General features: G+C 42.9%; 19 protein-coding genes and 2 tRNA genes. 7 read left to right on the forward strand and 14 right to left on the reverse strand.

The features are described from left to right. Positions 1 to 16 precede the first annotated feature (16 nt). The 3 genes from F8R90_RS15705 to F8R90_RS15715 form a co-directional block, all read right to left on the reverse strand. The gene (locus F8R90_RS15705; protein ID WP_196511505.1) at positions 17 to 496 is read right to left on the reverse strand and encodes a GNAT family N-acetyltransferase; all 480 of its coding nucleotides are present in this window, start codon (positions 494 to 496) and stop codon (positions 17 to 19) included. Between the two features lie 132 nt (positions 497 to 628). Next, positions 629 to 2233 (reverse strand): 2-isopropylmalate synthase, encoded by a 1605-nt coding sequence (locus F8R90_RS15710; protein WP_196511506.1) that lies wholly within the window; start codon positions 2231 to 2233, stop codon positions 629 to 631. Positions 2234 to 2328: 95 nt separating this feature from the next. After that, positions 2329 to 2850, reverse strand: a complete 522-nt coding sequence (locus tag F8R90_RS15715; RefSeq protein ID WP_041565194.1) for a LabA-like NYN domain-containing protein — start codon at positions 2848 to 2850, stop codon at positions 2329 to 2331. Between the two features lie 748 nt (positions 2851 to 3598). Here F8R90_RS15715 and F8R90_RS15720 point away from each other — a divergent pair. Then, positions 3599 to 5959 (forward strand): CHASE2 domain-containing serine/threonine-protein kinase, encoded by a 2361-nt coding sequence (locus F8R90_RS15720; protein WP_196511507.1) that lies wholly within the window; start codon positions 3599 to 3601, stop codon positions 5957 to 5959. A gap of 89 nt (positions 5960 to 6048) precedes the next feature. Here F8R90_RS15720 and gorA read toward each other — a convergent pair whose 3' ends face one another. The 4 genes from gorA to F8R90_RS15740 form a co-directional block, all read right to left on the reverse strand. Further along, complete coding sequence (gene gorA, locus F8R90_RS15725) at positions 6049 to 7395, reverse strand: glutathione-disulfide reductase (RefSeq protein ID WP_196511508.1); 1347 nt, start codon at positions 7393 to 7395, stop codon at positions 6049 to 6051. A 549-nt stretch (positions 7396 to 7944) separates the two neighbouring features. Beyond that, positions 7945 to 9546, reverse strand: a complete 1602-nt coding sequence (locus tag F8R90_RS15730) for a TROVE domain-containing protein (RefSeq protein ID WP_196511509.1) — start codon at positions 9544 to 9546, stop codon at positions 7945 to 7947. 37 nt (positions 9547 to 9583) lie between these two features. Continuing rightward, a tRNA-OTHER gene (locus F8R90_RS15735) sits at positions 9584 to 9705 on the reverse strand. A gap of 86 nt (positions 9706 to 9791) precedes the next feature. Then, a tRNA-OTHER gene (locus F8R90_RS15740) sits at positions 9792 to 9940 on the reverse strand. A gap of 322 nt (positions 9941 to 10262) precedes the next feature. Between F8R90_RS15740 and F8R90_RS15745 the strand changes: the two genes are divergently transcribed. Beyond that, positions 10263 to 10988 (forward strand): hypothetical protein, encoded by a 726-nt coding sequence (locus tag F8R90_RS15745; protein WP_196511510.1) that lies wholly within the window; start codon positions 10263 to 10265, stop codon positions 10986 to 10988. Positions 10989 to 11012: 24 nt separating this feature from the next. Here the strand turns inward: F8R90_RS15745 and F8R90_RS15750 are convergent, their stop codons facing one another. Together F8R90_RS15750 and F8R90_RS15755 are read right to left on the reverse strand one after the other, a co-directional pair. After that, on the reverse strand, positions 11013 to 12143 hold the full coding sequence (locus tag F8R90_RS15750) for a quinone-dependent dihydroorotate dehydrogenase (protein ID WP_196511511.1): 1131 nt from the start codon (positions 12141 to 12143) through the stop codon (positions 11013 to 11015). A 14-nt stretch (positions 12144 to 12157) separates the two neighbouring features. Further along, complete coding sequence (locus tag F8R90_RS15755) at positions 12158 to 12532, reverse strand: hypothetical protein (protein WP_196511512.1); 375 nt, start codon at positions 12530 to 12532, stop codon at positions 12158 to 12160. 133 nt (positions 12533 to 12665) lie between these two features. Here F8R90_RS15755 and F8R90_RS15760 point away from each other — a divergent pair, with 133 nt between their 5' ends. From F8R90_RS15760 to F8R90_RS15770, 3 genes are all read left to right on the forward strand, one after another. Continuing rightward, complete coding sequence (locus F8R90_RS15760; RefSeq protein ID WP_196511513.1) at positions 12666 to 15590, forward strand: sensor histidine kinase; 2925 nt, start codon at positions 12666 to 12668, stop codon at positions 15588 to 15590. Positions 15591 to 15768: 178 nt separating this feature from the next. Continuing rightward, positions 15769 to 15963 (forward strand): DUF2256 domain-containing protein, encoded by a 195-nt coding sequence (locus F8R90_RS15765; protein ID WP_190892476.1) that lies wholly within the window; start codon positions 15769 to 15771, stop codon positions 15961 to 15963. Further along, the gene (locus tag F8R90_RS15770; protein ID WP_196511514.1) at positions 15963 to 16916 is read left to right on the forward strand and encodes an isoaspartyl peptidase/L-asparaginase; all 954 of its coding nucleotides are present in this window, start codon (positions 15963 to 15965) and stop codon (positions 16914 to 16916) included. Before F8R90_RS15765 ends, F8R90_RS15770 begins: the two co-directional genes overlap by 1 nt. Here the strand turns inward: F8R90_RS15770 and F8R90_RS15775 are convergent. The 4 genes from F8R90_RS15775 to F8R90_RS15790 all read right to left on the reverse strand — a co-directional run bounded on the left by F8R90_RS15775 (position 16907) and on the right by F8R90_RS15790 (position 21779). Next, complete coding sequence (locus F8R90_RS15775) at positions 16907 to 17350, reverse strand: DUF29 family protein (protein ID WP_196511515.1); 444 nt, start codon at positions 17348 to 17350, stop codon at positions 16907 to 16909. The two genes, F8R90_RS15770 and F8R90_RS15775, sit on opposite strands and share 10 nt — an antisense overlap. Positions 17351 to 17461: 111 nt before the next feature. Further along, on the reverse strand, positions 17462 to 18841 hold the full coding sequence (glmU, locus tag F8R90_RS15780) for a bifunctional UDP-N-acetylglucosamine diphosphorylase/glucosamine-1-phosphate N-acetyltransferase GlmU (RefSeq protein ID WP_196511516.1): 1380 nt from the start codon (positions 18839 to 18841) through the stop codon (positions 17462 to 17464). Positions 18842 to 19015: 174 nt separating this feature from the next. Beyond that, positions 19016 to 20239 (reverse strand): HD domain-containing phosphohydrolase, encoded by a 1224-nt coding sequence (locus F8R90_RS15785; protein WP_196511517.1) that lies wholly within the window; start codon positions 20237 to 20239, stop codon positions 19016 to 19018. 571 nt (positions 20240 to 20810) lie between these two features. After that, a complete protein-coding gene (locus F8R90_RS15790) occupies positions 20811 to 21779 on the reverse strand; it encodes a tRNA (5-methylaminomethyl-2-thiouridine)(34)-methyltransferase MnmD (RefSeq protein ID WP_196511518.1) in 969 nt (322 codons plus the stop codon). Between the two features lie 26 nt (positions 21780 to 21805). Between F8R90_RS15790 and F8R90_RS15795 the strand changes: the two genes are divergently transcribed. After that, positions 21806 to 22627 carry a sulfurtransferase gene (locus F8R90_RS15795; protein ID WP_196511519.1) on the forward strand — a complete coding sequence of 274 codons (822 nt, stop codon included), beginning with the start codon at positions 21806 to 21808 and terminating at the stop codon, positions 22625 to 22627. Positions 22628 to 22669: 42 nt separating this feature from the next. Here F8R90_RS15795 and F8R90_RS15800 read toward each other — a convergent pair whose 3' ends face one another. Then, positions 22670 to 23977, reverse strand: coding sequence for a hypothetical protein (locus F8R90_RS15800; RefSeq protein WP_196511520.1), 1308 nt, complete (start codon positions 23975 to 23977; stop codon positions 22670 to 22672). A 559-nt stretch (positions 23978 to 24536) separates the two neighbouring features. On the opposite strand from F8R90_RS15800, the gene F8R90_RS15805 reads away from it, so the two are divergent. Beyond that, positions 24537 to 25866, forward strand: a 1330-nt coding sequence (locus F8R90_RS15805; RefSeq protein WP_196511521.1) for a FecR family protein, incomplete at its 3' end; no start/stop codon positions are given.

Here is a 25866-nt window from a genome sequence, read left to right on the forward strand (position 1 = left end):
AAAAAAATTGCTGTATTTAAATCAAATCTAATTCCATTACATTCCCTTCAGAGAAACCGATACTGGAGTAAACGGGTTTACCTGATGGCGAAGCGTTAAGAACTACTCGCGTGCAACCGATCGCTTTTAAATATTCAATTGCTCTATTAGTTAGGTCTTTAGCAATGCCTTGTCTGCGGTAAGATTGTTCAACATAAACGCCCCAAATATATCCAAATTTGCGGTATTCATCTTTGAAAACATTCGGGTATAAACCTGCAAAAAGTTGACAACTAACAGAACCCACAACTGTATTATCAACCTCTGCAACAAAAGCCTTGTAAAACAAATCTCGACGCGCCTCTTCTATGAATTTGAGGGTAATGTTCTGCCACTCCAGAAGGATATTACTCTCATCAACACCAATATCTAGCCACATTTGGTAAGAGTATTTTGCAATCAGTGAGTCTTCTTTAGTGATGGCTTCTCTGATAGTGATATGTTTTTCTGTCAGCATAATTTTCCAACAAATTTTCCGAACTTACACATAACTCCTCCCCAAAGTTGGAGAGGAGTTATTTAACATCAGCTAAAAATTAGGTGCAGTGCTTTTATGATGGGCAAGTTAAACCAGTCACCAGATCCCATCTCAGACTTTCTGTGCTGATACTTCCTCTGGCTTTTCTTGACTTTGCAAAGATGCATACAGCCTATTCAATGCATTTACATAAGCTTGCGCGGATGCCACGATGATATCTGTGTTAGCTGCATGACCAGAAAACACTTTAGATTCATAACGTAAACGAATCGTCACTTCGCCAATGGCATCAATACCGGCTGTTACTGACTGAACAGAAAACTCAATCAACTGGTTGGGCACATTCACCACACGGTTGATGGCTTTGTAAACTGCATCCACTGGCCCAGTACCGATCGCAGCATCGGTTAATTCTTCACCTTCTGGGGTACGCAGGGTAACTGTAGCGGTGGGACGGGCGTTGCTACCACAGGAAACTTGCACCAATTCTACTCGGAACAAATCGGGTGCTTGTTGGATTTCATCGTTAACGATCGCTTCCAAATCCCAATCAGAAATATCTTTCTTTTTATCTGCTACTTCTTTGAATCTGACGAATGCTTTATTTAATTCAGTATCTGACAGTTCAAAGCCCAATTCTTTCAATCGGGTGCGGAAAGCATTTCTGCCTGAATGTTTGCCCAAAACTATTTGATTGTCTGTCAAGCCAATCAATTGGGCATCCATAATTTCATAGGTGAGTTTGTTTTTTAACACACCATCTTGGTGAATTCCAGACTCATGGGCAAAGGCATTTGCCCCGACAATCGCTTTATTTGGTTGTACTAACATTCCCGTCAAATTGGAAACTAAGCGTGAGGTTTTGTAAATTTGTCGGGTGTCGATATTTGTCAGGGACTCTTGAGAATCTTCTGGTCTTCCAAGATAGGGATTAAAATATTGTCGCCGCACATGCAACGCCATTACCAATTCTTCTAATGATGCATTTCCGGCGCGTTCGCCAATGCCATTGATAGTACATTCTAGTTGCCGTGCACCATTTTTCACGGCTTCTAAGAAGTTAGCAACTGCCAAGCCTAAATCATTATGACCATGAACGGAAATAATCGCTTGGTCGATGTTGGGGACATTTTCAATAATGCCTTTAATGATTGCTCCAAATTCGCTAGGGGTGGTGTAACCGACAGTATCGGGAATGTTAACTGTTGTTGCACCAGCTGCGATCGTTCGCTCTAACACTTGGTAAAGAAATTCTGGATCGGAACGAGCCGCATCCATTGGCGAAAATTCTACATCTGTCATGAAGGACTTGGCATAAGCTACCATTTCTTCTGCGATCGCTAACACCTCTGCCCTTGACTTCCGCAACTGATACTCTAAATGAATATCAGAAGTCGAAATAAATGTGTGAATTCTAGCGTTAACTGCTGGTTTTAATGCTTCTGCGGCTGCTTCAATATCTGCTTTAATTGCTCTTGCCAAACTGCAAATTACCGGGCCATTTTCTGTCCCCACAATCTTGGCAATCTTGCTGACTGCTTCAAAATCTCCGGGACTAGCAAAGGCAAAGCCTGCCTCAATTATATCCACGCCCAGACGCGCCAGTTGCTTGGCAATAACTAGCTTTTCGTCTATATTTAGAGTCGCTCCCGGACACTGCTCTCCATCTCGCAGTGTCGTATCAAAAATGATAATTCGATCTGTTTTATTTGTCATTTGCGGTTTGTTGTTTAGTTTTTACTTGTAACTCAAAATATCTTCAACCTTAGTTTTTCTTTTACTCTTACCTTTGTAAATAATTGCTAAGGCTACTAACCTTCAGTTTTTTCTATTTGATCTCTGATATCATTTAAATCTATATATCTATCAGTAGCATTGCGTAACTCTCTCGCGATCATTCCTTCAGTTGAAACTACCGTAATATGTGTATTTTTTGAGCGTAATAGTTCGATTGCTCTTTCAAAATCTCCATCGCCACTGAATAATACTACTCGGTCATACTGGTCTACTGTATTAAACATATCTACAACAATTTCAATATCTAAATTCGCTTTTTGCGAGTAACGACCAGAAGTATCATCATAGTATTCTTTAAGAATTTTAGTTCTGACTGTATATCCTAGACTAATTAGAGCATCTCTAAAACCTCGCTGATCTTGTGGGTCTTTTAAGCCAGTGTACCAGAATGCATTAATTAATGTTGTTTCTGATTGCTCATGTTTGAAGTATTCTAAGACTCGCCGCGGGTCAAAAAACCACCCATTTTTTTGTTGAGCATAGAACATATTGTTTCCGTCTACAAAAATAGACAGACGATTCATTGGAGAACCCATACAAATTTACACCTAATAATATAAATGAATTTAGATGGAACAATAGATTATAGCAATTTTCAAATGCCTTGTTTGCTAATATCTATAAAGTAGCTCTTCATCTATAGCTTTTATCCTACCTCTTTCAAGGCATAAAAACGGATGCAACATTAGAGTTGAGATACTGGGTGCTAACCTTATTCACCTCCGGCACTGCAAGAGCCACCCTGTGATCAAAATCTACCAATAAAATTGAACCAGTAACAGCATTCATAGCTGTATAACACTAAAGTTTACTCCTAAAGAGGTATGGCATAGGCTTAGGGTAAGATATAAGTTGATGCCTATCTATAGGTAAAGCTTTCAGTATAAGGACACGCTTTATGGGGAGTACCAATATTGCGCCAAAAACAGAAGACGGTCTTGGGACAGCTTCTAGTAAAACACCCAGTTAAGAGCGTACTTGTTGGTTGAGTTAGGGTAAAATCTCGCTGCAACCAAGTACAGAGACGACGTATATCCGGCTATGATCTGTGAGACAATCAATAGAATCACTAGTTGTAACTAACTCAACAGAAAGATAATAAGTTAGGCAGTACCTGAGTAGGAATCTCTTGGGGGCTACCTTTGCCAATAAAAGTTTGTTGATGAATAGAAGATACTTTACAAATGTATAAGATTATCATTTAAGTCTTATTTCAATGTGCTTGCATTAAAACGTGGTCTGAATAAATAAAAGTGTTGGACTTAAATCAATCAGTAACACGATATGGCAGAAGAACCTACATCTACCTTAACTAAAAACTATGTCTCTGCTGCCAATAGACTGTCAAGTAAACCGACAAAATTAACGTCAACAGCATCGGCTCTCCAGTCTAGATGGATGGTTCTTTTAGGCCATCTTCTCGCTGGCGGTTGCACAATGGGGGCAGCATTGCTGAGTGCTTCTGGTGGGGAATTGGTTCAATTGCTGGAAAATAAGGCGCTTTCTGGCTTTTTTCAACTGCGTGGGCCGATTGTGCCTCCAGAAGATATCGTAATTTTAGCAATAGACGATCACTCAATATCAGTTCCCGAACAGTACTATAAAACAGATCCGAAACAGTATGCCTACCTAGAAACACTGAAATCTTATCCTTACAAACGTGCTGCTTATGCCCAGATAATCACAAAGTTAATCAAAGCAGGTGCACGCTCTGTAGCAGTAGACGTAATATTTGACACAACAAGTAGATATGGAGTTAGTGACGATCGCAAATTCCAGGCAGTATTGCAAAAATATGGCAGCAAAGTTACCTTAGGAGCCGTCTACGAAAATTCCCAGACACACCAAGGGTCTTTTATGCAACTGATTGACCCACAACAGATGTTTCGTACAGGGTCGGTGTCCATTGGCTCAGTTAATTTCCCTTTAGAAGTGGATGGTAAAGTTCATCGATTGGCGAGTGAGTTTTCTAAGCTGTTAGCTAAAGATAATTTGATCGAGAAGCTACCCTCTTTTGATGAAGCAGCGCTCAGGGCAGCACAAGTAAATTATCCCAGAGCAAAGGGCGATCGCATTTATTTTTGGGGGCCTGCGGGTACATTTGAGCAAATACCCTTTTGGCATGTACTAGACCCGGAAAACTGGAACACCTATTTGCAGCAGGGAAAGGTCTTCAAAGACAAGATAGTGCTGATTGGTGCAACAGATAAGTTAAACAATGATTATCATCCAGTCGCTGCGAGCAATAGCACTGAACGCATGTCGGGTGTGGAAATTCACGCCAATGCGATCGCAACTTTAATGACAGGTAAAGCGATCGCCCCAGGAATTAACACTCTACCATTGCGGGGTTTGTTTGTGCTGATTCTAGTGGGCAGTACAGCCTTGATGATTAGCAGACGCAGGCGTAGTATCAATAGATTTCTGTATAGCCTCGCTCTATCTGGCGCTTGGGTAGGAATTAGCTATGGGTTATTTATCTATGGTCAGTTAATTTTTCCTACTACTGTACCAATGATTGCGATCGCTATGACCGGACTTTGCTACCTGGGAACCTCAGTAATGAGGGAAAGCATCAGAAAACGTCAATTAGTAGATATTTTTCAGAAGTATAAAACTTCCCCCGTTGTCCAAGAGATTATCAGCCAACAATATGACTTGCAATACCTAATCCAGCAAAGGGATTTAGCCTTATCAGGGAAAATCCTGGCTCAACGCTACAAAATTGTCAAAGTTCTCGGTTCCGGTGGATTTAGCGAAACCTATATTGCCGAAGATACCCTACGTCCAGGGAATCCGCAATGTGTTGTCAAGCAACTAAAACCAGCCAGCACCAAACCAGAAGCCTTGCAACTTGCCAGACGTTTATTTAACTCAGAGGCGCAAACACTAGAAAAATTGGGAACGCATGCTCAAATCCCTCAACTTTTGGCGTATTTTGAAGAAGATGAAGAATTTTATTTAGTACAAGAACAGATCATTGGTCATCCTTTAAATCAGGAATTGCCATCAGGCAGAGCAATTGATGAAATTGCAGTGATCAAAATTGTCAAAGACTTATTGCAAACATTAACATTTGTCCATAACAACAACGTGATTCACCGGGATATTAAACCCAGCAATATCATCCGGCGGCATTCAGACGGGAAACTGGTACTGATTGACTTTGGAGCCGTCAAAGAAGTCAGCACAAAACAGCTTGATGATGAAGAGCAAACCCCTTTCACCATTGGCATTGGTACTCAGGGTTACGCACCAAGTGAACAATGTTTTGGCCGTCCCCACTACAGTAGTGATATCTATGCAGTCGGCATGGTTGGGATTAAAGCCTTGACTGGTATAGCACCTCGTGAGCTAGATAGAGATGCTGATGGAGAGATAAAATGGAGCGATACCTACGGCGGTAAACTACGCTCCCAGTTTAGCCACTCTTTAACTAAGATTCTCAGTAAAATGGTGTTGGATGACTTCAAACAGCGATATCAGTCTGCATCAGAGGCTCTTGAGGATCTTAAAGTTTTTGACAATGTTATAAATTTCCAAAGCAGATACCCCATGCCACAGGATGACCCATTAATGAATACTTTAGACCAATTAAACGCTCCTACAAAATCTAGCTCAGAAGCATCCTCAGAAACTATTTGAGAAGGACGCGAGGACACGGAGATGCAGAGAGAATATTTGATAGTTTCTCCCCGTCTCCGTGTCTTTTTCACTTAGTCCTGCACATGATTTTAAATTAACGACAAAAATTCTTCTCCTGTGGTGGGATGAATGCCTATAGTTTCATCCAAATCTTCCTTAGTAATGCCCTTGCGAATTGCCACACCCAGACTTTGAATGATATCTGCTGCATGTTCACCCACCATATGAGCACCCAAAACTAGCCCAGAATCACTATTTAGCACTAACTTCATAGTGATTGGTTCATTCTGTTCGATTAGCTGATACAACAGTGGTTGGAACTGGGTGCAGTAACATTGTACAGATTCACCAAATTTTTCCCGTGCTTTCGCCTCTGTCATCCCCACACTAGCCGTTTCTGGACGGCAAAAAACAGCAGTGGGCACATAATCATAATTTAGTTTTTGCGCCTTGTTGCCAAAAACTTTATCGGCAAAGGCAATACCTTCTGCCTGAGCCACTGGAGACAATTGCACGCGGCTGGTGCAGTCCCCCACGGCAAAAATGTTTTTTTGGCTGGTGCAGCTGTATTCGTCTACTTTGATTGCACCATGTTCGCCAAGTTCAACATGGGCATTTTCCAAACCAAGATTCTTGGTATTTGGAGCGTAACCTGTGGCAACTAAGATGGTATCTGCTGTAATTATTTCTCGGCTCTCACCAGTAATAGTTAGCAACAAACTCTCATCTGAGTATTTGATTTTTTGAATTGTGCTGTTGGTGAATAACTTAATTCCTCGTTTGCTCAAACCTTTTTGTACAGCAGAGCGAATGTCATCATCAAACCCCGATAAAATCATCTCGTCTTTTTCAATTACCGTCACTTTGCAACCAAAAGCGTGCATCATGCTGGAAAATTCTACGCCAATGTAGCCGCCGCCAATAATTGCTAAACGTTTTGGCAAATAAGGTAGCTGAAACATCTCGCGGGATGTGATGGCGTATTCTATACCTGGAATTTTGGGCTTGAGGGGTTGCCCTCCCACAGCAATTAAAATTTTGTCGGCTGTAACTTTGCGTCCATCGATATTGATAGTATGGGTATCGATGAAAGTGGCATGTTCAGAAATTAGTTCAATTCCAGCTTTTTGCAATTGCTGAAAATACGACTGGTTAATGCTGTCAATATGCTGATGTACTGACTTAATAAATAATGTCCAGTCAAAGTATGTTTGACAGTCACTCCACCCATAACTGTGCGCTATTTGATTTTGGAGGGCGAAGTCAGCTGCGTAGACAATCAGTTTTTTCGGAACGCAACCGCGATTTACACAAGTCCCACCGACGGCTTCTTGTTCGGCAATAGCGACACGGACACCGTAGCTAGCTGCTTTTTTAGCTGCTGCCAATCCCCCAGGCCCAGCACCAATGACAAACAAATCGTAATCAAATGTCATAAAAATCTGTTCCTTTTTCAGTTTTTGGAAAGCAGAGCTATTTCATCCCTTATAGTTATTCAGACAAAACTTAATCTACTGTCTTTGGATGGACAATTGGGGATGAAACTAGGCTGATATGTAGCAGATTGCCGAATTAATAGCAATTAGTTCCAAAAGGAACAGCGTAGGCGCAGCCCGCCGTAGGCATCGCTAGATTATTGGTAAGTTATATTACATTATCTTGCCAAACAAGGATATTGTCTATTTTACAAGAGGGATAAGTGCGATCGCTTCGGGCGGGTGTGCGATCGCGCTTCTACGCAGCAGCTTTTACCTTATCCCCCAATTTGTATGACCATTCAAAAATTAAATCGCCTTCTTCTTTGCGCTCTTGAATAAGGTAAAAATTAAATAAAGGCGGGTGCGGGGGTTGAACCCGCTAATCCCCACAATGGTGGAGACGTAACCGATAATCCTAAATTCTCCGTCCCCGAAAGGCAAGTTGCGAACAAGGATAACCCGCCATGAAGTATGAAGGATAAAGTATATTTCATCCTTCAGCAATATCTACAATTCACCCGTAGCTAGCATCTGGATGATCCGAGGCGTACCTGGGTCAAATCCTGCCAAATCCCAAGAGAGCGAATCTTCAGGATCTACTAAAGTAATCTGGTAAGGTGTCAAGGTGACATACACCGCCTTGACGTTAGGATTTACCTTTTTGCGGTACTCCTTCAGCGCTTGACTTGGATGCTTATACCCAGCCCAGCTTTCCGAGTCAGTCCAAAAGCAGACTACATCAGTTTTGAACTTATTCTTAATCATCCAGTCATAAGCTACAGACGCATCCGTTCCACCGAAGTTTTGGTTGCTAGCTTTGCGAACCGCAGAACTAAAACTATCTTTGGCAGTGATACCTAATTCACGGAATTCCGTAGCAAAGCCGCGAATCATGTAGTTTTTCTCTGCCTTTGCTGTCACTAATGCCATTGTGGTGGCAATTTCAAAGCAAGTTAGTCCCATATCTGCAACCAAGCTACCCATAGAACCAGAAACATCCACGGCGTGCATGAATACTTTACCTGTGGGTTGCACAACATCAAAAGACAGTTCAACCGCCTTTTCTAAAATGTCCACAATCCGAGGAACTGGGTTCCAAGTTTTCTTACTGCGTCCTAATGTTCCACCAGATTCATAAGTTTTGAGTGCTTTCAAAACATCAATCGGATGGATGCGACCTTTACGCAGATGTTCTCTGCGATTAAGAACTGCTTCCACTTGGAGCAAATTAGCATTTTCATCGGCTCGTAACACACCCAGTTCAGTTAAAGAACCCAGGTTACGTAACATTGCACCTATTGGCATTTCCTGAAATAGCAGCTGCCAAGCAAGCTTGTCCATTTTGCCCACAGGTGCAGCCATTTCGTGGGTTAAACGTCCTTGGGAAATAGCTTCATGGGTTTGGGTGGGATTCCGCTTGAGCCACTCATACCACCAAATCTGCGCCAACGCCTCTGAGGGGATATCTGCTGGCAATTCTTCCCAGCCTTTAACTACCCATTCAAATAGTTGACGGTGATTTTCTGTAGGCGGTTTGACATGGAACAACCGCAACGCATCTCGGTGCGAGAAGCCTTGACGCTGTTGATATTTCAACAGTTGATAAGCCAAGCCTTTGACATCTTCCCTTGAGAGCCAAGTTTTACCAGCTTCCCGCACTACTTTGCCAAATCCCCGCAGAGATTTGGTGTAGTTCAACCATTCGTAGAAGTGGCTACCAGTGCGGACAATTTGCGGGAAAATTTCACCAAACGCCTGTTTTGCTTCTGGTGTTTCACCCATCGACAGCAATACCAAAGCCAAGATAGGCGCACTGTTATTGATGGCGCGTCCATCGCTAGCATACAAAATTTCTTCTGCTACACGGCTGGGATTTTCGGCAACAGCTTGTCTGACAACTGTCACAAAATCCTCAGTTAATTCTTGTTTACCAGCATAGTAAGTGCTTTTTGCTGTGCCAACCAAAAGACAACGCCGCAGCATTTTCCAAATGCCAGCATCAAACATCCAGCCGCCGGAACGTCCCTGAACCATTTCTGCTTCCCGTCCGGGGATAGGTTGATTTTGGGGTGTAGTTGTCTTCTTTTTAGTGAAAAAATTGTAATTCATGGTTTCATCTCCCGGCCCTTGCGGGCAAAAATGAAAGGTGGCGGAGCGGGATTTGAACCCGCGACCTCTCGAACCCTAATCGATAACCCTAATTCGTCGGCCTTTTCAGGCAAGGGGTGAACAAGGATGTTTAGCGCTCTACCTCTGAGCTACCCGCCACATAAAAAGTTAGGAGTTAAGAGTTAGGAGTTAAATATTTAAAACTTCTCACTCTTGAGTTTCTACTCAGCATTCAGTACTCAATTTGGTGTAGTGGAGCGGGAATCGTAGCTTGCTTCCCGTAGGGTACCCGCGACCTCCCGCTTGGCAGGCGATAACCCTCAATTCGTCGGCCTTTTCAGGCAAGGGGTGAATAAGGATGTTTAGGCGCTCTAACCACTGAGCTACCCACCACATATCAAGTAAAGTTGACTTGTATTACAAATGTAGTATCTGTATTATTTGTTGTCAAGGGGCTGGCAAGCTAACTTATAGATTTCTTGGTTGGGTCAAAAAACCTCTTTTTTCGCTCGTAAAAACTTTTGCCCGTAGTTTACCGCCGTAGGCATCGCAGACAAATTTTAGAGAAGTTCCAGTTACAGAAGTCTATAACACTTACTAGTGAAGGGTTTTGCCACCAAATTTGCCGCAACTTTGCCAAAAGATACAAAAAAGTGTCCCAATTTTTGCCAATATAGATAGTATTATTTCCCAAAATTCACTTGGCAAAAATCGGCATGAGTGAGAAACCCATAGAAGGTGACGGCAAGGCTTTTCTCGTTCTACTTTTGCCCATCTCGTTTTTGATTATTTTCCTGGTTGCCACATGGAGAATTTTACTGGCGCTGATTGTGCTGGTAATTGGCTTCAAGCTTTGGCAGGAATATCAATGGCAACAGTGGACTCATCGAGTTAACCCAATTTTTCATCAGTTGGTTCGGGAAAATCAGGGCAGACTTACGCCAATGGACTTGGCAATAAGGGGCAATTTTCCTGGAACAACGGCAAAACGCTACTTGGATAGTAAAGCATCAGAATTTGGCGCTAGTATAGTGAACTCCGAAGAGACGGGGCAGTCTTATTACTTTATAACTGCCAGCATTCTCGGCAATATTCTTGATAGTAGTGAGCCTGTTAAAGAACTTCCTGCTCAACCAGTTACTAAAACTGCGCGATCGCTCCTAGCACCACCACCAACCCCACAGGAGGAAGAACCAGAAACCGAATCAACACCACAGCCAACCCATGAGGAAGCTAAACGATCGCTGGAAAAACAGTTAATTTTTGGCTCTCTGATTCAATCTGAACTTGCCAAACGACTAAATGTCTATTCCAGCACGGTTTATAAACGACGAAATGATCCAGAGTTTCCTGAGTGGAGTCGCAGCAAAGACCCTGATGGTATTGCCTGGACATACTCGGAAAAAACTAAGGAGTTTTTTCCGGTGGAGGAAGAAGGATAACAATTCAAAATTAAAAAATATTAATTACTTTTGATTTTTGAATTCTAAACCCACAGCTTCGTTGATGGAATTTAATCCGCTTTGTTCTAGCTTTGAAAGCAAACCTGCTAGAATCCGGCGTACCATCAGTGGGCCTTCGTAAATCCAGCCTGTATAAACCTGGATTAGACTAGCACCAGCAGTAATTTTCTCCCAAGCATCTTCAGGAGAAAAGATGCCACCAACGCCAATAATTGGCATTTGTCCTTGGGTTTGCTGCCAAATAAAACGAATTACCTCAGTGGAGCGATCGCGCAATGGTTCACCGCTAATTCCGCCAGCTTCTTCCTGAGGTGATTTGCCCGTTTGGTCAATCACTTGGGTTTTTAGTCCATCACGGCGGATGGTGGTATTAGTGGCGATAATTCCTGCCAGTTGGTAGGTTTTCGCCAAAGAAATAATGTCAGCGATCGCTTCCCATTCTAAATCTGGCGCTATCTTGACAAAAATTGGTTTACGTGCAGTGTTTTCTTGTTGCAATAAATCTAAAATGGCACTGAGCATAGAAGCATCTTGGAGCGATCGCAAACCAGGTGTATTTGGCGAAGATACATTAACAACAAAATAATCTCCCAAATCCTTGAGTAAACGAAAACTATCGAGATAATCCTGTGCAGCTGCTTCTAGGGGAGTTACTTTAGATTTACCCAAATTTATCCCTATGGGTATTGACTGGATTAACTTCTGCTTTTCTTGTGCCAAACGTGCCGCCATTGCTGCTGCACCGAGATTATTAAAGCCCATCCGATTGAGAGCAGCTTTATCCAACGGCAAGCGAAACAAACGGGGAGGCGGATTTCCTGGTTGTGCGTGAAAAGTTACAGTTCCTAGTTCCGCAAAGCCAAAACCCAGGTTAGACCAAATGCCAGCAGCTACTCCATCCTTGTCGAAACCAGCTGCTAACCCTACGGGATTTGGGAAGTTTAGCCCAAACAAATTTTGTTCTAGGCGTGAATCGTACAGACATAAAGACTGCTTTAAGCGTTGGTTTGCCCAACTAGCAGGGGTTTGTGATAGCCAGCTAAAACTGCGAATCGTCTGCTGGTGTAACCACTCTGGATCGGCTTTTACCAGATTGAACAAAAGCGGACGAATAGCGATTTGATAAATATCCATTTCAATTCTTAACACTACGCGAATTCAGTAGACTGCCGGGCTTCCTCTCCAGCTTTCTGGATTTCCTCTCTAGCTTGTCGGAGTTCCTCTTTAGCCTGCCGCGCTTCCTCTTTAGCTTGTCGGAGTTCTTCTTTAGCCTGCCGCATTTCTTCAGCAATCTGCCGCGCTTCTTCGGCAAAATTTCTCATTTCTTCAGCAAGCTGCCGGGTTTCTTCGGCAGAATTTCTTATTTCTTCAGCAAGCTCTCGCTGCTCCTCTTGTGAGAGCCTGACATATTCAGAAGACTCCCGCTGCTTCTCTTGTGAAAGCCTGGTATCTTCAGCAGACTCCCGCTTTTCCTCTGAGACTTGTCGCTGCTCCTCTAGAGCATCGGACGAAGATTCACCCATTTTCTTAGCACTCCATAATGTAACTTCCACCAACCTCTTACTTAAAACTTTCAGCAAACACCTGTGGCGATATTAGTCAAGGTGCTTTTCTGGGCATCTTATATATTACAAGTTATGTAAACCAATAAATCAGATGGGGCAGCCGCAAAAACCTATAGCCGCCGAACAGCAGATCCTCTCCTTGGGACGTGTCCTCCAGAGCCTCAGAGAAGAAGATGATGTTGACGTTCTGATTGAAACTACTATTTCTTATCTTAAGGAACAGTTTGACTACAGACTGATTTGGATTGCTCTTTACGATCGCCTGAATCACATATTATTCGGCAAAGGGGGCATCACACCTGATCATGACACGAGCTTTTTACGCCAAAGGGTTGTTCTCAGTCCTGGGGATTTATTAGAGCAAGTGGTGATTGAACAGCATCCTTTGGGCATAGCTGATTTACAAACTGAAATCCGCGCCGCCGAATGGCGAAAGATAGCAGAAAAATTCCATATCCAAGGAACGATTATTTTACCAATTCGCTATAAAGACCGTTGCTTGGGTTTGCTGTTACTGGGTTCAGAACGCTGGGGCTACCTACTGACAGGGGAAGCAAAAGCACGTTTGATGATGGTTTTAGGTGAACTGGGGGCAGTGCTTTATCAAAATGAGATGCATTTGCAGCAAAAGCAAACCAAGCGAACCGACGAGCCATTGTTAGAATTGCTAGAAAATTTACGCACCCTCGGAAATCTGAATCAAAGACTTGAAGCAGGGGTGCAAGCAACTCATAAATTTGTCTCCCCTAGCCGAACAAATGTTTACTGGTTTGAGCGAGAAGGGCGCTACTTTTGGTGTCGGATGAGCAATCAGCTTGTGAAAATTGATCGCAATTCCAGCACTCAGCAAGCAGCAGGAATGACTGTACAGGAGTTGAGCGACTTTTATTATGCTTTGGCAGTTAACCAAATTGTCTCGATTGGTGATGCCCGCAGTTCTTTAAAGAGCCATTTTACGGCAAAATTGCTGGAACGACTGAAGGTGCGATCGCTCTTGGCAGCTCCGATAATCTGGCAAAAGAACCTATTAGGTTTTCTGGCGGTAGAAAGCAATGAACCTCGCATTTGGACGGAGGCAGACAAAAATTTTGTTCAAGGTGTTGCTGGCTTAATCTCTCTGGTTGCACCTAACGAAAGTATGGAAAGCACTATCAAACAGATTCAAGAGGATGCCCACCTGACTGGTCAAGTTGCCCAAGGTATCTATAGCGAACATGAACTTCAGGAAACTTTACATAGCTGTGCTAAAAGAGTTTTAGCTCGATTAGCTGCCACCCGTTTTTTGCTGTTGCAGTATGACCCTGAACAGAATAATTATCAATTTATTTACCAAAGTCAGCCCCATAATCGCCGACCGTTGACATTTACCCTTTATCCTCTCAAAGAATTAGATGGGCAGCTTTTGCAACGTTCAACTCAAGCGGTGGAAATTGAGAATTTAGATGAAGATTTACGCTTTTTTAACTGGCGTCCCCCTTTACTAGAAAGTGGTGTGCGATCGCTACTTGTTTGTAAATGCACTCACAGTCATATACCAGCAGCAATTTTGGTCATCACTCACGAAACCCATCGCTCTTGGACAACTCTAGAAAAGGAATTACTGTGGGCTGTTAGTCAACAGATTGGTGTAATTGTTCGTCAGTGGCAACTACATAACCGCACCACCCAGCAGCAAAAATCTTCCCAGGCATTTGAGCAATGCCTACGCATTCTGACACAATTCCAGAACAGTAAAATCGAGGTTGAAAAAAAACATTTAGAACGCACAGCACTCGAACAAATAGCATCAATTTTGGCCTGTCCCCTAGCGGTACTGCTATCCTGGTCGCCTGGTGAAAGTATGGCAGAAATTCTCCCTGGAGTGATTGACAATAGTCAATTTGGGATTTTTTCCGATGCATCAATTCCTATCCAGGCTGAAGCCTTAATTCAGTGGGCACTTGCTACGGAGAGTTACTTGACTTTGAAGGTAGATAATTTACTCCCCGAAACTCGAAAATGGTTGAGTGTCCCAGACAAAGGTCAAATTTTGGTGATGGCCTTACGTACCAATACTGATTATGAAACTACGGGTGTAGTGTTGTTAGCAGACTATCAAGAGCGTCGCTGGTCAGAAACAAACCTCAGTGCGACAGCAACTCTGATTTCTCAATTAGCTTGGTGGCGTCGTGAAAAGCAAATTACCCGACTTTTAGAATCCACAACAGAAGAATTACGACAACTCAACTGGTACAAACATCGTCGCTTAGAGGAAATCCAAAGAATAACGGCGCTATCCCTTAAACAAATACATGATTTGGGTATTCCTGCTAATGAACTCGCTCAGATGCGCTACCAGCTATTGCTGCGGCAGTTAGACCATACAGCCACCTCCATGAGTGGAATGCTAAAACTTGAGCACTGGCAGCTACACATGAGTTGGGAAACTATGCCCATAGCCAGTTTACTGAAGCGATCGCTCGAACGCATCGAAAATTTACTTAAACAACAAAAGCTGTGGATTGGTGTACATGGTTTGGGACAACCGATTGACGAGCAAGAGTCACCAAAGAATTCTTCCCTTGCTAGAGGCGTTCCTACCTCCAGCGCTCAATCTTCAATGGCGATCGCTGGTGATATTGTCAAAATTGAATTAGTTATCCATGAATTATTGGTTACTGCCTGTAACCGTTCTTCAATCGGTGGCAGAATTGATATTTGGTGTCGCCGTTTAGATGCGTCAAAGCCCTCGGATACAAAGCATTCTTTTACAAGTGGAGGGTCTGAACATCAGACATCGCTAGAACTGTCGATTACATACAACGGTGCCATCGAACCACAGTTGCTCACAGAACTACATGATAATACACCCAAAGATGTGCTTGCTCCCTCCAACCTTGACCAACCGCCAGGTTTACATCTGCTGATCTGCCAAAACCTCATGCAGGAGTTGGGAGGGGAGTTAAATTTTTATCAATTACCAGATAATCGGGTAGTTAGCCGCTTGTTGTTGCCCTTAGTTGGCCATGATTCTTAGTAGTATTCTCCTCCAACTGCCTAAAGTCCCATCTTTTCAGACAGAGAACTCAGGAATGAGTCTATAGAGAGATTGACGACACATTTGTTCGTCGAAAGTATCCTCCCTTCGTAGCAAACTGGTTATAATTATTTTCCATCTCTCTAAGAAATCAAATTCTCATATACACAGTATTTATATGGGACGTATTCGTTCTAAATCTGACCTACCTACAAAAATCTGTCCGGTATGTCAACGTCCTTTCACATGGCGTAAAAAGTGGCAAGATTGTTGGGACGATGTGAAATACTGCTCAGAACGTTGTCGTCGTCGCCGTTCTGAAGCTCAAAATGAAACTAACCGCAACACAGACGCAAATAGCGCAAGAGATTAATGGAGTCACAGGTGCAACCTAAATTAATTATTCATGGGGGGGCTGGTAGTTCTCTCCACGGTAAAGGTGGATTGGAAGCGGTGCGCCGATCGCTCCATAAAGTAATAGAAGAAGTCTATTCTCTACTATTATGCGGAGCAACTGCCTCTGAGGCGGTGGTGCAGGGTTGCCAAATGCTAGAAGATAACCCCCGCTTTAATGCTGGTACTGGTTCAGTACTGCAATCTGATGGGCAAATCCGCATGAGTGCTTCTCTAATGGATGGTGCATCAGGGCGATTTAGTGGTGTGATTAATATTTCGCGGGTGAAAAATCCCATTGAGTTGGCACAATTTTTACAAAACTCGCCAGACCGAGTATTATCAGATTTCGGCTCTGCTGAGTTGGCGCGGGAAATGCAAATTCCCAGCTATAACGCTTTAACTGATTTGCGGTTACAAGAGTGGATACAAGAGCGCCAGGATAATTTTAAAAGCGCAATGGCTGGCGTGGTAGCAGAACCTGAACTGCTAGAAACCAGCAATGCCGGACGCGGTACCATCGGTGTAGTAGCTTTAGATGCCTATGGTAGGCTAGCTGCTGGCACTTCTACTGGTGGTAAGGGCTTTGAGCGAATTGGCAGGGTAAGTGATTCTGCTATGCCAGCAGGTAATTATGCTACTAGTAATGCTGGTGTTAGTTGTACTGGCATTGGAGAAGATATCATCGATGAGTGTCTAGCTCCTCGGATTGTAGTACGTGTGACTGATGGTATGTCCTTGAAGGAGGCTATGCAGCGATCCTTTGGGGAAGCGCACCAGAACAAACGGGATTTGGGAGCGATCGCTTTAGATGTTAGTGGAGCGATCGCTTGGGGCAAAACTAGCGAAATCTTACTCGCCGCCTACCATAACGGCGAAAATGTTGGTGACACCTTGGAATGGACTAGCAACGAACTGATCGGCTATTGTTGAATCAGTTTCAGCGCTTCGGCTAAAGTTTCTTGCTGGTAAACCATTGCAGCTAATTCTTGGGCTTCATAACGCCCCTTCCTGCGGAACGCTGCGCGAACAAAAGCTTCTAGCGCCGCTCTTTTCAGTGCCACTTGATATCCTTGTTGCAGAATATCCATTAATTCTGCTTGATTCAAGTAAAAACCACAGGATCTGCGGCGCTTGTTTATTTTGTTGATTTCCCGCACCGTATTTTCTATCGAAACATCCAAAGACCGAGTAGAACGTTTTTCGGCCTTTTGTTTAATTAAATGGATGAGCAGAATTACACCATAACTATCAATTTTATTGATTTTCTCACCGAGGCTCATTTCTTCTAACTCATCCACCAACAGCAACGCCTCATGGATTTTGCCTTGTGCTAGAAATTGCCTAAGTTCTAGCAGTTCTTCCATGTTATTTTTTGAGATTTTGGCTTCACTACTAATCTAGCTAGATTAGACATCTTGCAAAAATCCTAGTTTATAGTCTAAAACCACAGATGAATTGCGATTAACAGTGATGAATTATTTATGTTGATCTGTGGTTTCATTTTCAACACTTTTCTTTTGCCAAGCTGGTTTTACTACCTGACGACTACGGGCAATCACTAGAGAATCATCAGGCACATCTTCTGTAACGGTAGAACCAGCAGCCACGTAGACATCATCTCCCAAGGTGAGTGGTGCTACTAAAACGCTATTGGCTCCAGTCTTTGTGCGATCGCCAATTTTTGTCCGGTGTTTCTTCACGCCGTCATAATTGGCAGTAATTGTACCGGCACCAATATTTACCTGATTGCCAACAACGGTATCACCTATATATGACAAATGTGCTGCATTCGTGCGATCGCCTAATTGAGTATTTTTCAATTCCACAAAATTCCCCACACGGCAATTAGCACCCACTTGTACGTGACCACGCAAATGAGCATAAGGGCCAATTCGGCTTCCTGCCTGCACAGTGCTATCTGTTACTACTGAATACTGCACGGTGACATTTTCAGCCAAGTGACTATTTTCAATTAAACTCCCTGGCCCAATATGACTTCCCGTTTGAATCACTGTATTTCCCCGCAGATGAGTTTGGGGTTCAATAATTACATCGGGCTGTAATGCCACTGTTTCATCAATGGTGATACTTGTGGGGTCGATGAGAGTGACACCCGCCAGCATCCATTTTTCCTTGACTCGTTTTTGCAAAATTTCAGATGCTGTTGCTAGTTGCAAGCGATCGTTGATACCGAGAATTTCTTGGTAGTCTTCCACATCCACTGCCATCACTTGTCCGACTTGAGTCACGGCATCAGTAAGATAGTATTCTTTTTGGGCATTGTTTGCCTGTAGGTGAGGGAGCACTTTTGCCAAATCTTGCCAACGAAAGCAGTAAACTCCAGCGTTAATCCGCTGATTTTGCTTTTGAGCAGCAGTACAATCCTTGTGTTCGACCATTTGCTGCACAATATTTTCATCGTTACAAAAAACTCGCCCGTAGCCTGTGGGGTCTGGTAGGTTCGAGGTGAGAATAGTGGCGGCGTTCTGATTTCGGGCGTGAGTTTGTAACATCTGCTGAAGAGTTTCACTACGTATCAACGGTAAATCGCCGTTAAGTACTAGTAAATCCCCAGTGTAGTCTTCCAAGTGAGGAAGTAATTGCTGGATGGCATGACCTGTCCCTAGTTGCACAGTCTGTTCGACAAACTCCAAAGTGGGAATTGAATGCATGGCGGCTTGCACTTCCTCGGACTGATATCCCACAATCACGATTCGCCGTGAGGGCGAAAGTGGTTCTACACTTTCGAGAACTCTCTCGACTAGCGATCGCCCACCCAAAGAGTGTAAAACCTTGGGTAACCGTGATTTCATCCTGGTGCCGCGTCCCGCCGCTAGAATTGCTACAACTACCATAATTAGCTATCAGCTATCAGTAAAATTATGATTAATGCTGTTGGTACTTTAAAATTTAGGCTCAAACCATACCAGCTAACCATAGAAGAGTGAAATATACAATGAGTTATGATAATACCAATTTGTGCTGATTACGGCAGCTACAAAATCCCCTACTCCTAGTCGCCAGCGTTTTTACTGACTGGAGCGAATAAACTCGGCAAACTGCTGCATTAGATTGGGATTACGCCAACCGGAATCAGCTTCTTCTTGCATCACTAAAAGTCCTTCTGCTGAAGTAAAAGCTCTTTTGTAAGGTCGTTCGCTGGTCAGAGCATCGTAAATATCAATTAACTGAAATACTTGCGCTAGGTAGGGAATATCATCCCCCTTGAGTCCATCAGGGTAGCCTGAGCCATCCCAGCGTTCGTGGTGATGGCGAATAATGGGAATTACACCCCGCATACTGCGTAATGGCTGACAGATTTTTTCTCCTATCAAAACGTGCTGCTGCATGATCTGCCAATCTTCGGGGGTGAGTTTGCCTTTTTTCAGCAGCACTGCATCGGGAATACCCACCTTACCAATATCGTGGAGATAACCACCCCACCTCAAATCTCGAATTTGGTAGCGTGAGAGGTTGAGGTATTCACCAAAAACTTGTCCCAGTTTTACCAGGCGTTCACAATGGTTGCCTGTATTGGGATCGCGACTTTCAATCGACATGGCAATGGAAAATAGTACTTGTTCGGCATGGTCTAAATCTTCGTTCAGACGTTTCTGCCGCACCAAGGACTTGACACGCGCCGCTAGTTCCACACGATCAAAGGGTTTGGTGAGAAAATCATCTGCCCCAACTTCAATTCCCCGAATGCGCGATCGCCTGTCATTTAATGCTGTAATAAAAATCACTGGGATTAGCCTAGTCTGCTCATCCTGTTTGAGCAATTGGCAGACTTCAAATCCATCCATCCCTGGCATCATCACATCCAGCAAAATCAAATCTGGTTGTTTTTGAGTTACCAATCCGACAACGATGGAACCACTATCTGCCTCAATTACTTCGTATCCTTCCATCCCCAACAGGGCAACAGCAGTCATCCGACTAGCGGCATGATCGTCAACAACTAAAACCTTCGGCGGATCTAAATCAAACCCATTCACTTTAGAACCTTTGGCTTGTAGTGTTCTAGAGACCAATGAATCATCACCACAGTTAACATCAGCTTTTATCCAAGAAGACACTGCTTGTCTATCTTCAAGCATAAGGTCTTGTTGAGGTAAGCCTAAAGAATAACCCTCCGAATTTTGCGATCCTACGGCATTATTTGAACCGATACTCTTTACTCTGCTAACGGGGTTTGACCCACTAACAATTTCTTCTGTAAAGCCTGTATGGTTGGATTTCCATTGAATCACAAAGGCACTCCAAGTTTTTGCACAAGTTAACAGTGTCAGATTTAAAAAACAAATTTAATATTCGACTGTATCTGAGCCAGAGTTTCCATAGGGATTATCCATGATGTCAAGCTGCTATCTAGGTTTTCGCAGCATGTATCTTTTATGTTACGAACAAAGGGTATCGTGTTGTCAAATTTTTTGTTTTGCTTCTAGTTCCAGTATGATAAATTGGCACACATCTTAAATCAGGTTTTTTACGGAGATTTTTAACCTAGCAGCGCTAGAAAGCGTTAGGATTGCTTGCTTTATATCGATATATCGGGTTTTTAGTTTTAAATCTTTATGGTAACCATTAGGTATATATATTTTTATTTATACAATTATAGCAATACTCAAGTATATCAAATTACATATAGTATTTGATAAGATATTTAATTAAGCTATTTGGCTGGTAAAAACTCGTTGCCTGAGTATCTGGAAAGGAAATCAGAATTTTTGGCAAAAAAATGTCTAACTTTTCTGGAATTAAGGACTGAGGATGAGGTTTTTAGTTGCCTCAGCTATGCCCGTCGTAGACATTACAACCGAATTACAAACTAGTTCCCATAAAATCCCTGCCTTGTGTTCCCGACAGCCACCTTTTTCGCCAACGGGAGGTAGTTTCCAGCGAAGAGGTTTGTTGCTCTTGTTGTCGCCGCATTACTATGACTTCGGTTGAATCGCTCAATTCCGGATCGCGATAGGGAATGGCAGCACGGGTTAGTAAGTGTTCTTTTTCAGCTTGCGAGAGGGAAGTGAGTGCTGTTATAGGATAGCTATGGTTTAGCCCGTAGTAAGTGCTGCGTACTGAGCGGTATTTAGACTCGGGACTACCAGAATGTGCTGCCACGGTACCAGGCGATCGCCTTCCCACAGGTGGTGTAGAACCGATGATTAAGCCAGCAGACAAAAGTGCTGTGCGTATAGCAGCAGAACAAGAATAGGTGGCTAATAAACCATCTTGATGTAAACAAAATGACAGTTGTTTAATAAATTCAACAGTCCATAATTGAGGACAATGTGGTGGTGAAAAGGGATCGAGGAAAATTGCATCTGCCCAGAAACCGGACTGACGTACTACCGTGATTGTAGTTCTAGCATCGCCAATTAGTAGCTTTGCTTTTAGACAAGGTGTTTGCACATAATGCTCAAAAGCTAGCTGGGACAAACTTTCAATATAGTTACAGTTCCAATTGTCGAATAAATGATGAGCGATCGCAGCTTGTGGCACTGCTGAATTCAGTTCTAAACCGATTACTTCAACACAACAAGTAGGATTCACGGCCCAAATTGTCTGCAAAGCAGCAGCTGTGTTATATCCTAGACCATAACAAATATCCAACAGCCGCAAGACCGGTTTATGCGCCGCTGTAGCCAGTTGAGTCGGTTCCACAAATTTGAAAAAACTCTCCTGCTGCGCTCCATGATGGCTGTGAAAGGATTCACCAAACTCCTGAGAGACAAAGGTGAAGGAACCATCTGCTGTTAGCTTAGGTGTAAAATTCTCTAAGTCTGACATCTTACAAAAAAACTAAATAATGACCAATGTCCAATCCTGAATTTGTTGTTTCGCCAGCTTGGCTGCTTGAACATCTAGAAGATCCGCAAGTCGTTATTGTGGATTGTCGCTTTTCTTTAGCCGATTCACAACTAGGACAACAACAGTACCAAACAAGCCATATAGAGGGATCATATTACTTAGATTTGAATCAGGATCTTTCCAGTCCAGTAGGTAAGCATGGCGGGAGACATCCTTTACCTAACCCTAATGATATAGCTAAAAAATTTGAGTCGATTGGGGTAAATTACCAAAAAACTTTAGTTGTAGCTTATGATGATTCGCGCTTTGCGTTTGCGGCTCGTTTATGGTGGCTTTTGCGCTATCTAGGACATGAGCAAGTCGCAGTACTCGATGGAGGCTTTTCTGGATGGCAAAAAGCTGGGTATCCTGTTACAGATGTTGTACCTCAACCAAAGATGGGTAAGTTTGTAGCTCAAGTGCAAACAGAAAAGGTGGTAGATATTACAGGGGTGAAAAGCCGGAAAGATAGCCACAAGATAGTATTGGTAGATTCAAGAGAAAGCGATCGCTACCGAGGTGAACGAGAACCAATTGATAAAATTGCTGGACATATACCCGGTGCAGTCAACTATCCCTGGCAAGAAGTTACAGACTCTTCCGGTTACCTACTCCCTCAAGAAGAACAACACTGTCGGTGGGAGAAGCTAGAAACAGCCGAAGAAATCTTGGTATATTGCGGTTCTGGGGTTACTGCTTGCGTAAATTTACTTTCTTTAGAATTAGCTGGCATTACCAAGGGTAAACTTTATGCGGGCAGCTGGAGTGATTGGATTTCTTATTTATAGTCATTGGTCATTAGTTTTTGACAATTGGACTTTGGACAAACTTCAAAACCGACCTAATTGCAAACTGTAATTAATACTGAAGAACCAGCCATCAAAATCAATGTTTTCGACGGTTGAACTACCTAAACTTGCTCCAGCCTGTACATTCAAATTACTGGTATCGGATATTCGGTAATTTAAGTGCCCGAATAGCCGATGAAATTGGTCTTCTCGATCGCGCTGTGTAAAGTCCGAGAAGTTCACCTGGTAATCAATACCAACCTGGAGAGGTTTTTGCAAGTAGTAGTTCAGAGACACCCAAAAGGAATTGATTATCCGATCGCGACTTTGGGGATCAGCAAAATTCACACTCAATTCGTAGAAGCTATCTAGCGTTAATTTTGGAGTTAAGGGATCTCGCCGTCCCAAAGACAGTTGCAGAGAATTCTCATTTAAAAAGCGATCGCCTGCTTTAAAGCTATCCAAGCGATCGCTGTTGTTAGCATAAAATAACTGTTGATTGCTCCAACTGATTTCTCCGTACATTCGCTGCGATATATGCTGGTAAAGACTGAGATTAAATCTTATCTGGTTGTAATGATATTGTGACTGATTTATATAACGAATGAGATTGCCATCAATTGAGGCGTTTAAAAAAGTCTTAGATGTCAAAGGGAAATATGCAGAGGTTAGCGTCAGTCCAGAAATAATTAAACCATCTTCTATGGGACTATCATTTGAGGAAAAAATATTAGTCGTCTGGAAGTAACCTACACGGCCCTGTAGATAGCCGATAGGTTTAAACTGAGGTAAGAATTGGGGTTGTTCTATCGGTTTTGGTAGCTGTTGTTCTAGGGGTCGTACCCGTACACGCAATCCCAATTCGCGATCGCTATCAGACTCAGGTGGTTGTTTTCGCGATCGTAGTAGCTGTATTAGCCTCTCTAGCCTTTGGGACTGATTTATTTGAGGTGGATTCAACACTTCCTCTTTTGAGTCTGGAGGAGATGCAGGCAAAACACTTGGCTGCGATTCTAGCTGTGGCGGGTCATTTTGCTTTTGAGTCTCTCCAAATTCTCCGGTTGGATCTGGATCGGGCGGTGAAATTTCGGTTGTTTCCTGTGCCAGATTTAACGGCGTATGGGAATCTAAAGTTGGCAACTCACTCGACTGCTTGCATAAAGAGTTAATTACCTCTTGCTCCAAATTCTGACATAGCTGATAAGTTACCTGTGTATTTGCTAAATTTTTAGGATGCCAAATATCTGTATTTGCAGATTCTGCCGCATCTACTCTAATGCAACACCAGCTCCCACCACTGGACGCTAAAAAAATACAAAAAAACAAATTCTTCCAGTTTTTGAGTCGCATCTGTTTAGATTGCGTTGATCGCATTTGGCAAATGTAGACCCACAAGCTGTATCAGAAGTTCCGATTTAGAAAATACAATTGAGTGCATATATCTTAACCTTGTAGGTATATACTGAAACTACAAACTAAAATTGCTGCTTTTCGGATTGTTCTCCAGATTTTTGCAAAACTGAGATGATGCGATAAAGATTATTATGTTCAGATTTAGTTAAATACAGCCAGTAAGTCACTTCACAACACATCCCTAAGAACTTCTTCTCACTGTATCTGATCTGCTGATCTTATTAGAATCAATTATATGTAAGGTACTTTTCATTTAATTGTTGATATCAATTACTAACTTTTAAATTTGCCAGAGATTTTATTGCATATAATATAAGTTTAAGAATAAAAATTTAAATAAACTATATATGAATATGATTCATTTTTTGTCTATTTTATCTATTAAATGTAGACAAAATTACAAATAATTTTACTAAATAAACTTTCTATAACAATTATCAGCAGCTTAAACCTTTAACTTTTTTGGTATTAGTTGAAATTAACAAATTCTCAAACTATGTTTCATAAATCGTTTCCACTATTAGTGATTGGTTTATGGGGAGTTATAGTACTGCCTTTGCCAAATAGGGTAAGTGCCATAACTCCTCTAACGCGAGCGGAGATTCAGAACCTCCGCAATATGGTACAACTGATACCCAAAGATAAACTCAAGAAACGTCCCGCACGCAAATTAGATGCAATGATGCCTGGGGACGGGCTGTCAACTGGTCGAGCTTCTCTAGCAGATTTGCGTTTTAATGATGGCTCTTTGGCACGAATTGGAGAACAGGCGTTATTTCAATTTTTGCCGAAGACTCGTGACTTTAAACTGTCAAATGGGACTGTGTTACTACTCATCCCACCAGGAAAAGGGCAAACACGCATACAAACACCAAATGCAGCAGCAGCAATTCGTGGTTCAGCATTATTTGTACGCTACGACCAACAAACGGACACTACGATTGTGGGTGCGCTGACAAATAGTGGCATTGAAGTTTCTAACAAGGAAGCTTCTGAAACTCAGGTGTTGGAAGCAGGGCAAATGGTGATTATAGTTAAAGGGAAATTTGAGAGATTATATGATTTTGATCTGAGAAATTTTTATGAAACTAGCCAACTGGTTCGGGAACTTGATTTGAACAGGCAAAGTCCTGTGCCTACACCTGATCCTGCAATCACTAGTGTTCAAGCTGAGACTGCTGCGGCTTTAGAAGCACAGCCACCGATAAAAGGCGAGGGAGTAATTGAAAACCCCTCTTTTGTGCAGCTAACTCCTACACCCGACACCCCAACTGAGACAAAACCCGACACCTCAACTGAGACAACACCCGTAACCTCAACTGAGAAAAAACCTGACACCCCACCTAAGACAACACCAGATACCCCAGCTAAGACAAAACCTGACACCCCGGCTGAGACAACACCAGATACCCCAGCTAAGACAAAACCTGACACCCCGGCTGAGATAAAACCTGACACTTCAACTAAGACAACACCCGTAACGCCAATTGAAAAATTACCCAACACCCCAATTGAAGAATTACCCAACACCCCAATTGAAGAATTACCCGTAACCCCAACTGAGACAACACCCGTAACCCCAACTGAGACAACACCCGTAACCCCAACTGAGACAACACCCGTAACCCCAACTGAGACAACACCCGTAACCCCAACTGAGACAACACCCGTAACCCCAACTGAGACAACACCCGTAACCCCAACTGAGACAACACCCGTAACCCCAACTGAGACAACACCCGTAACCCCAACTGAGACAACACCCGTAACCCCAACTGAGACAACACCCGTAACCCCAACTGAGACAACACCCGTAACCCCAACTG

Source organism: Nostoc sp. NZL, assembly GCF_015714705.1.
Taxonomy (GTDB): Bacteria; Cyanobacteriota; Cyanobacteriia; order Cyanobacteriales; family Nostocaceae; genus Nostoc; species Nostoc foliaceum_A.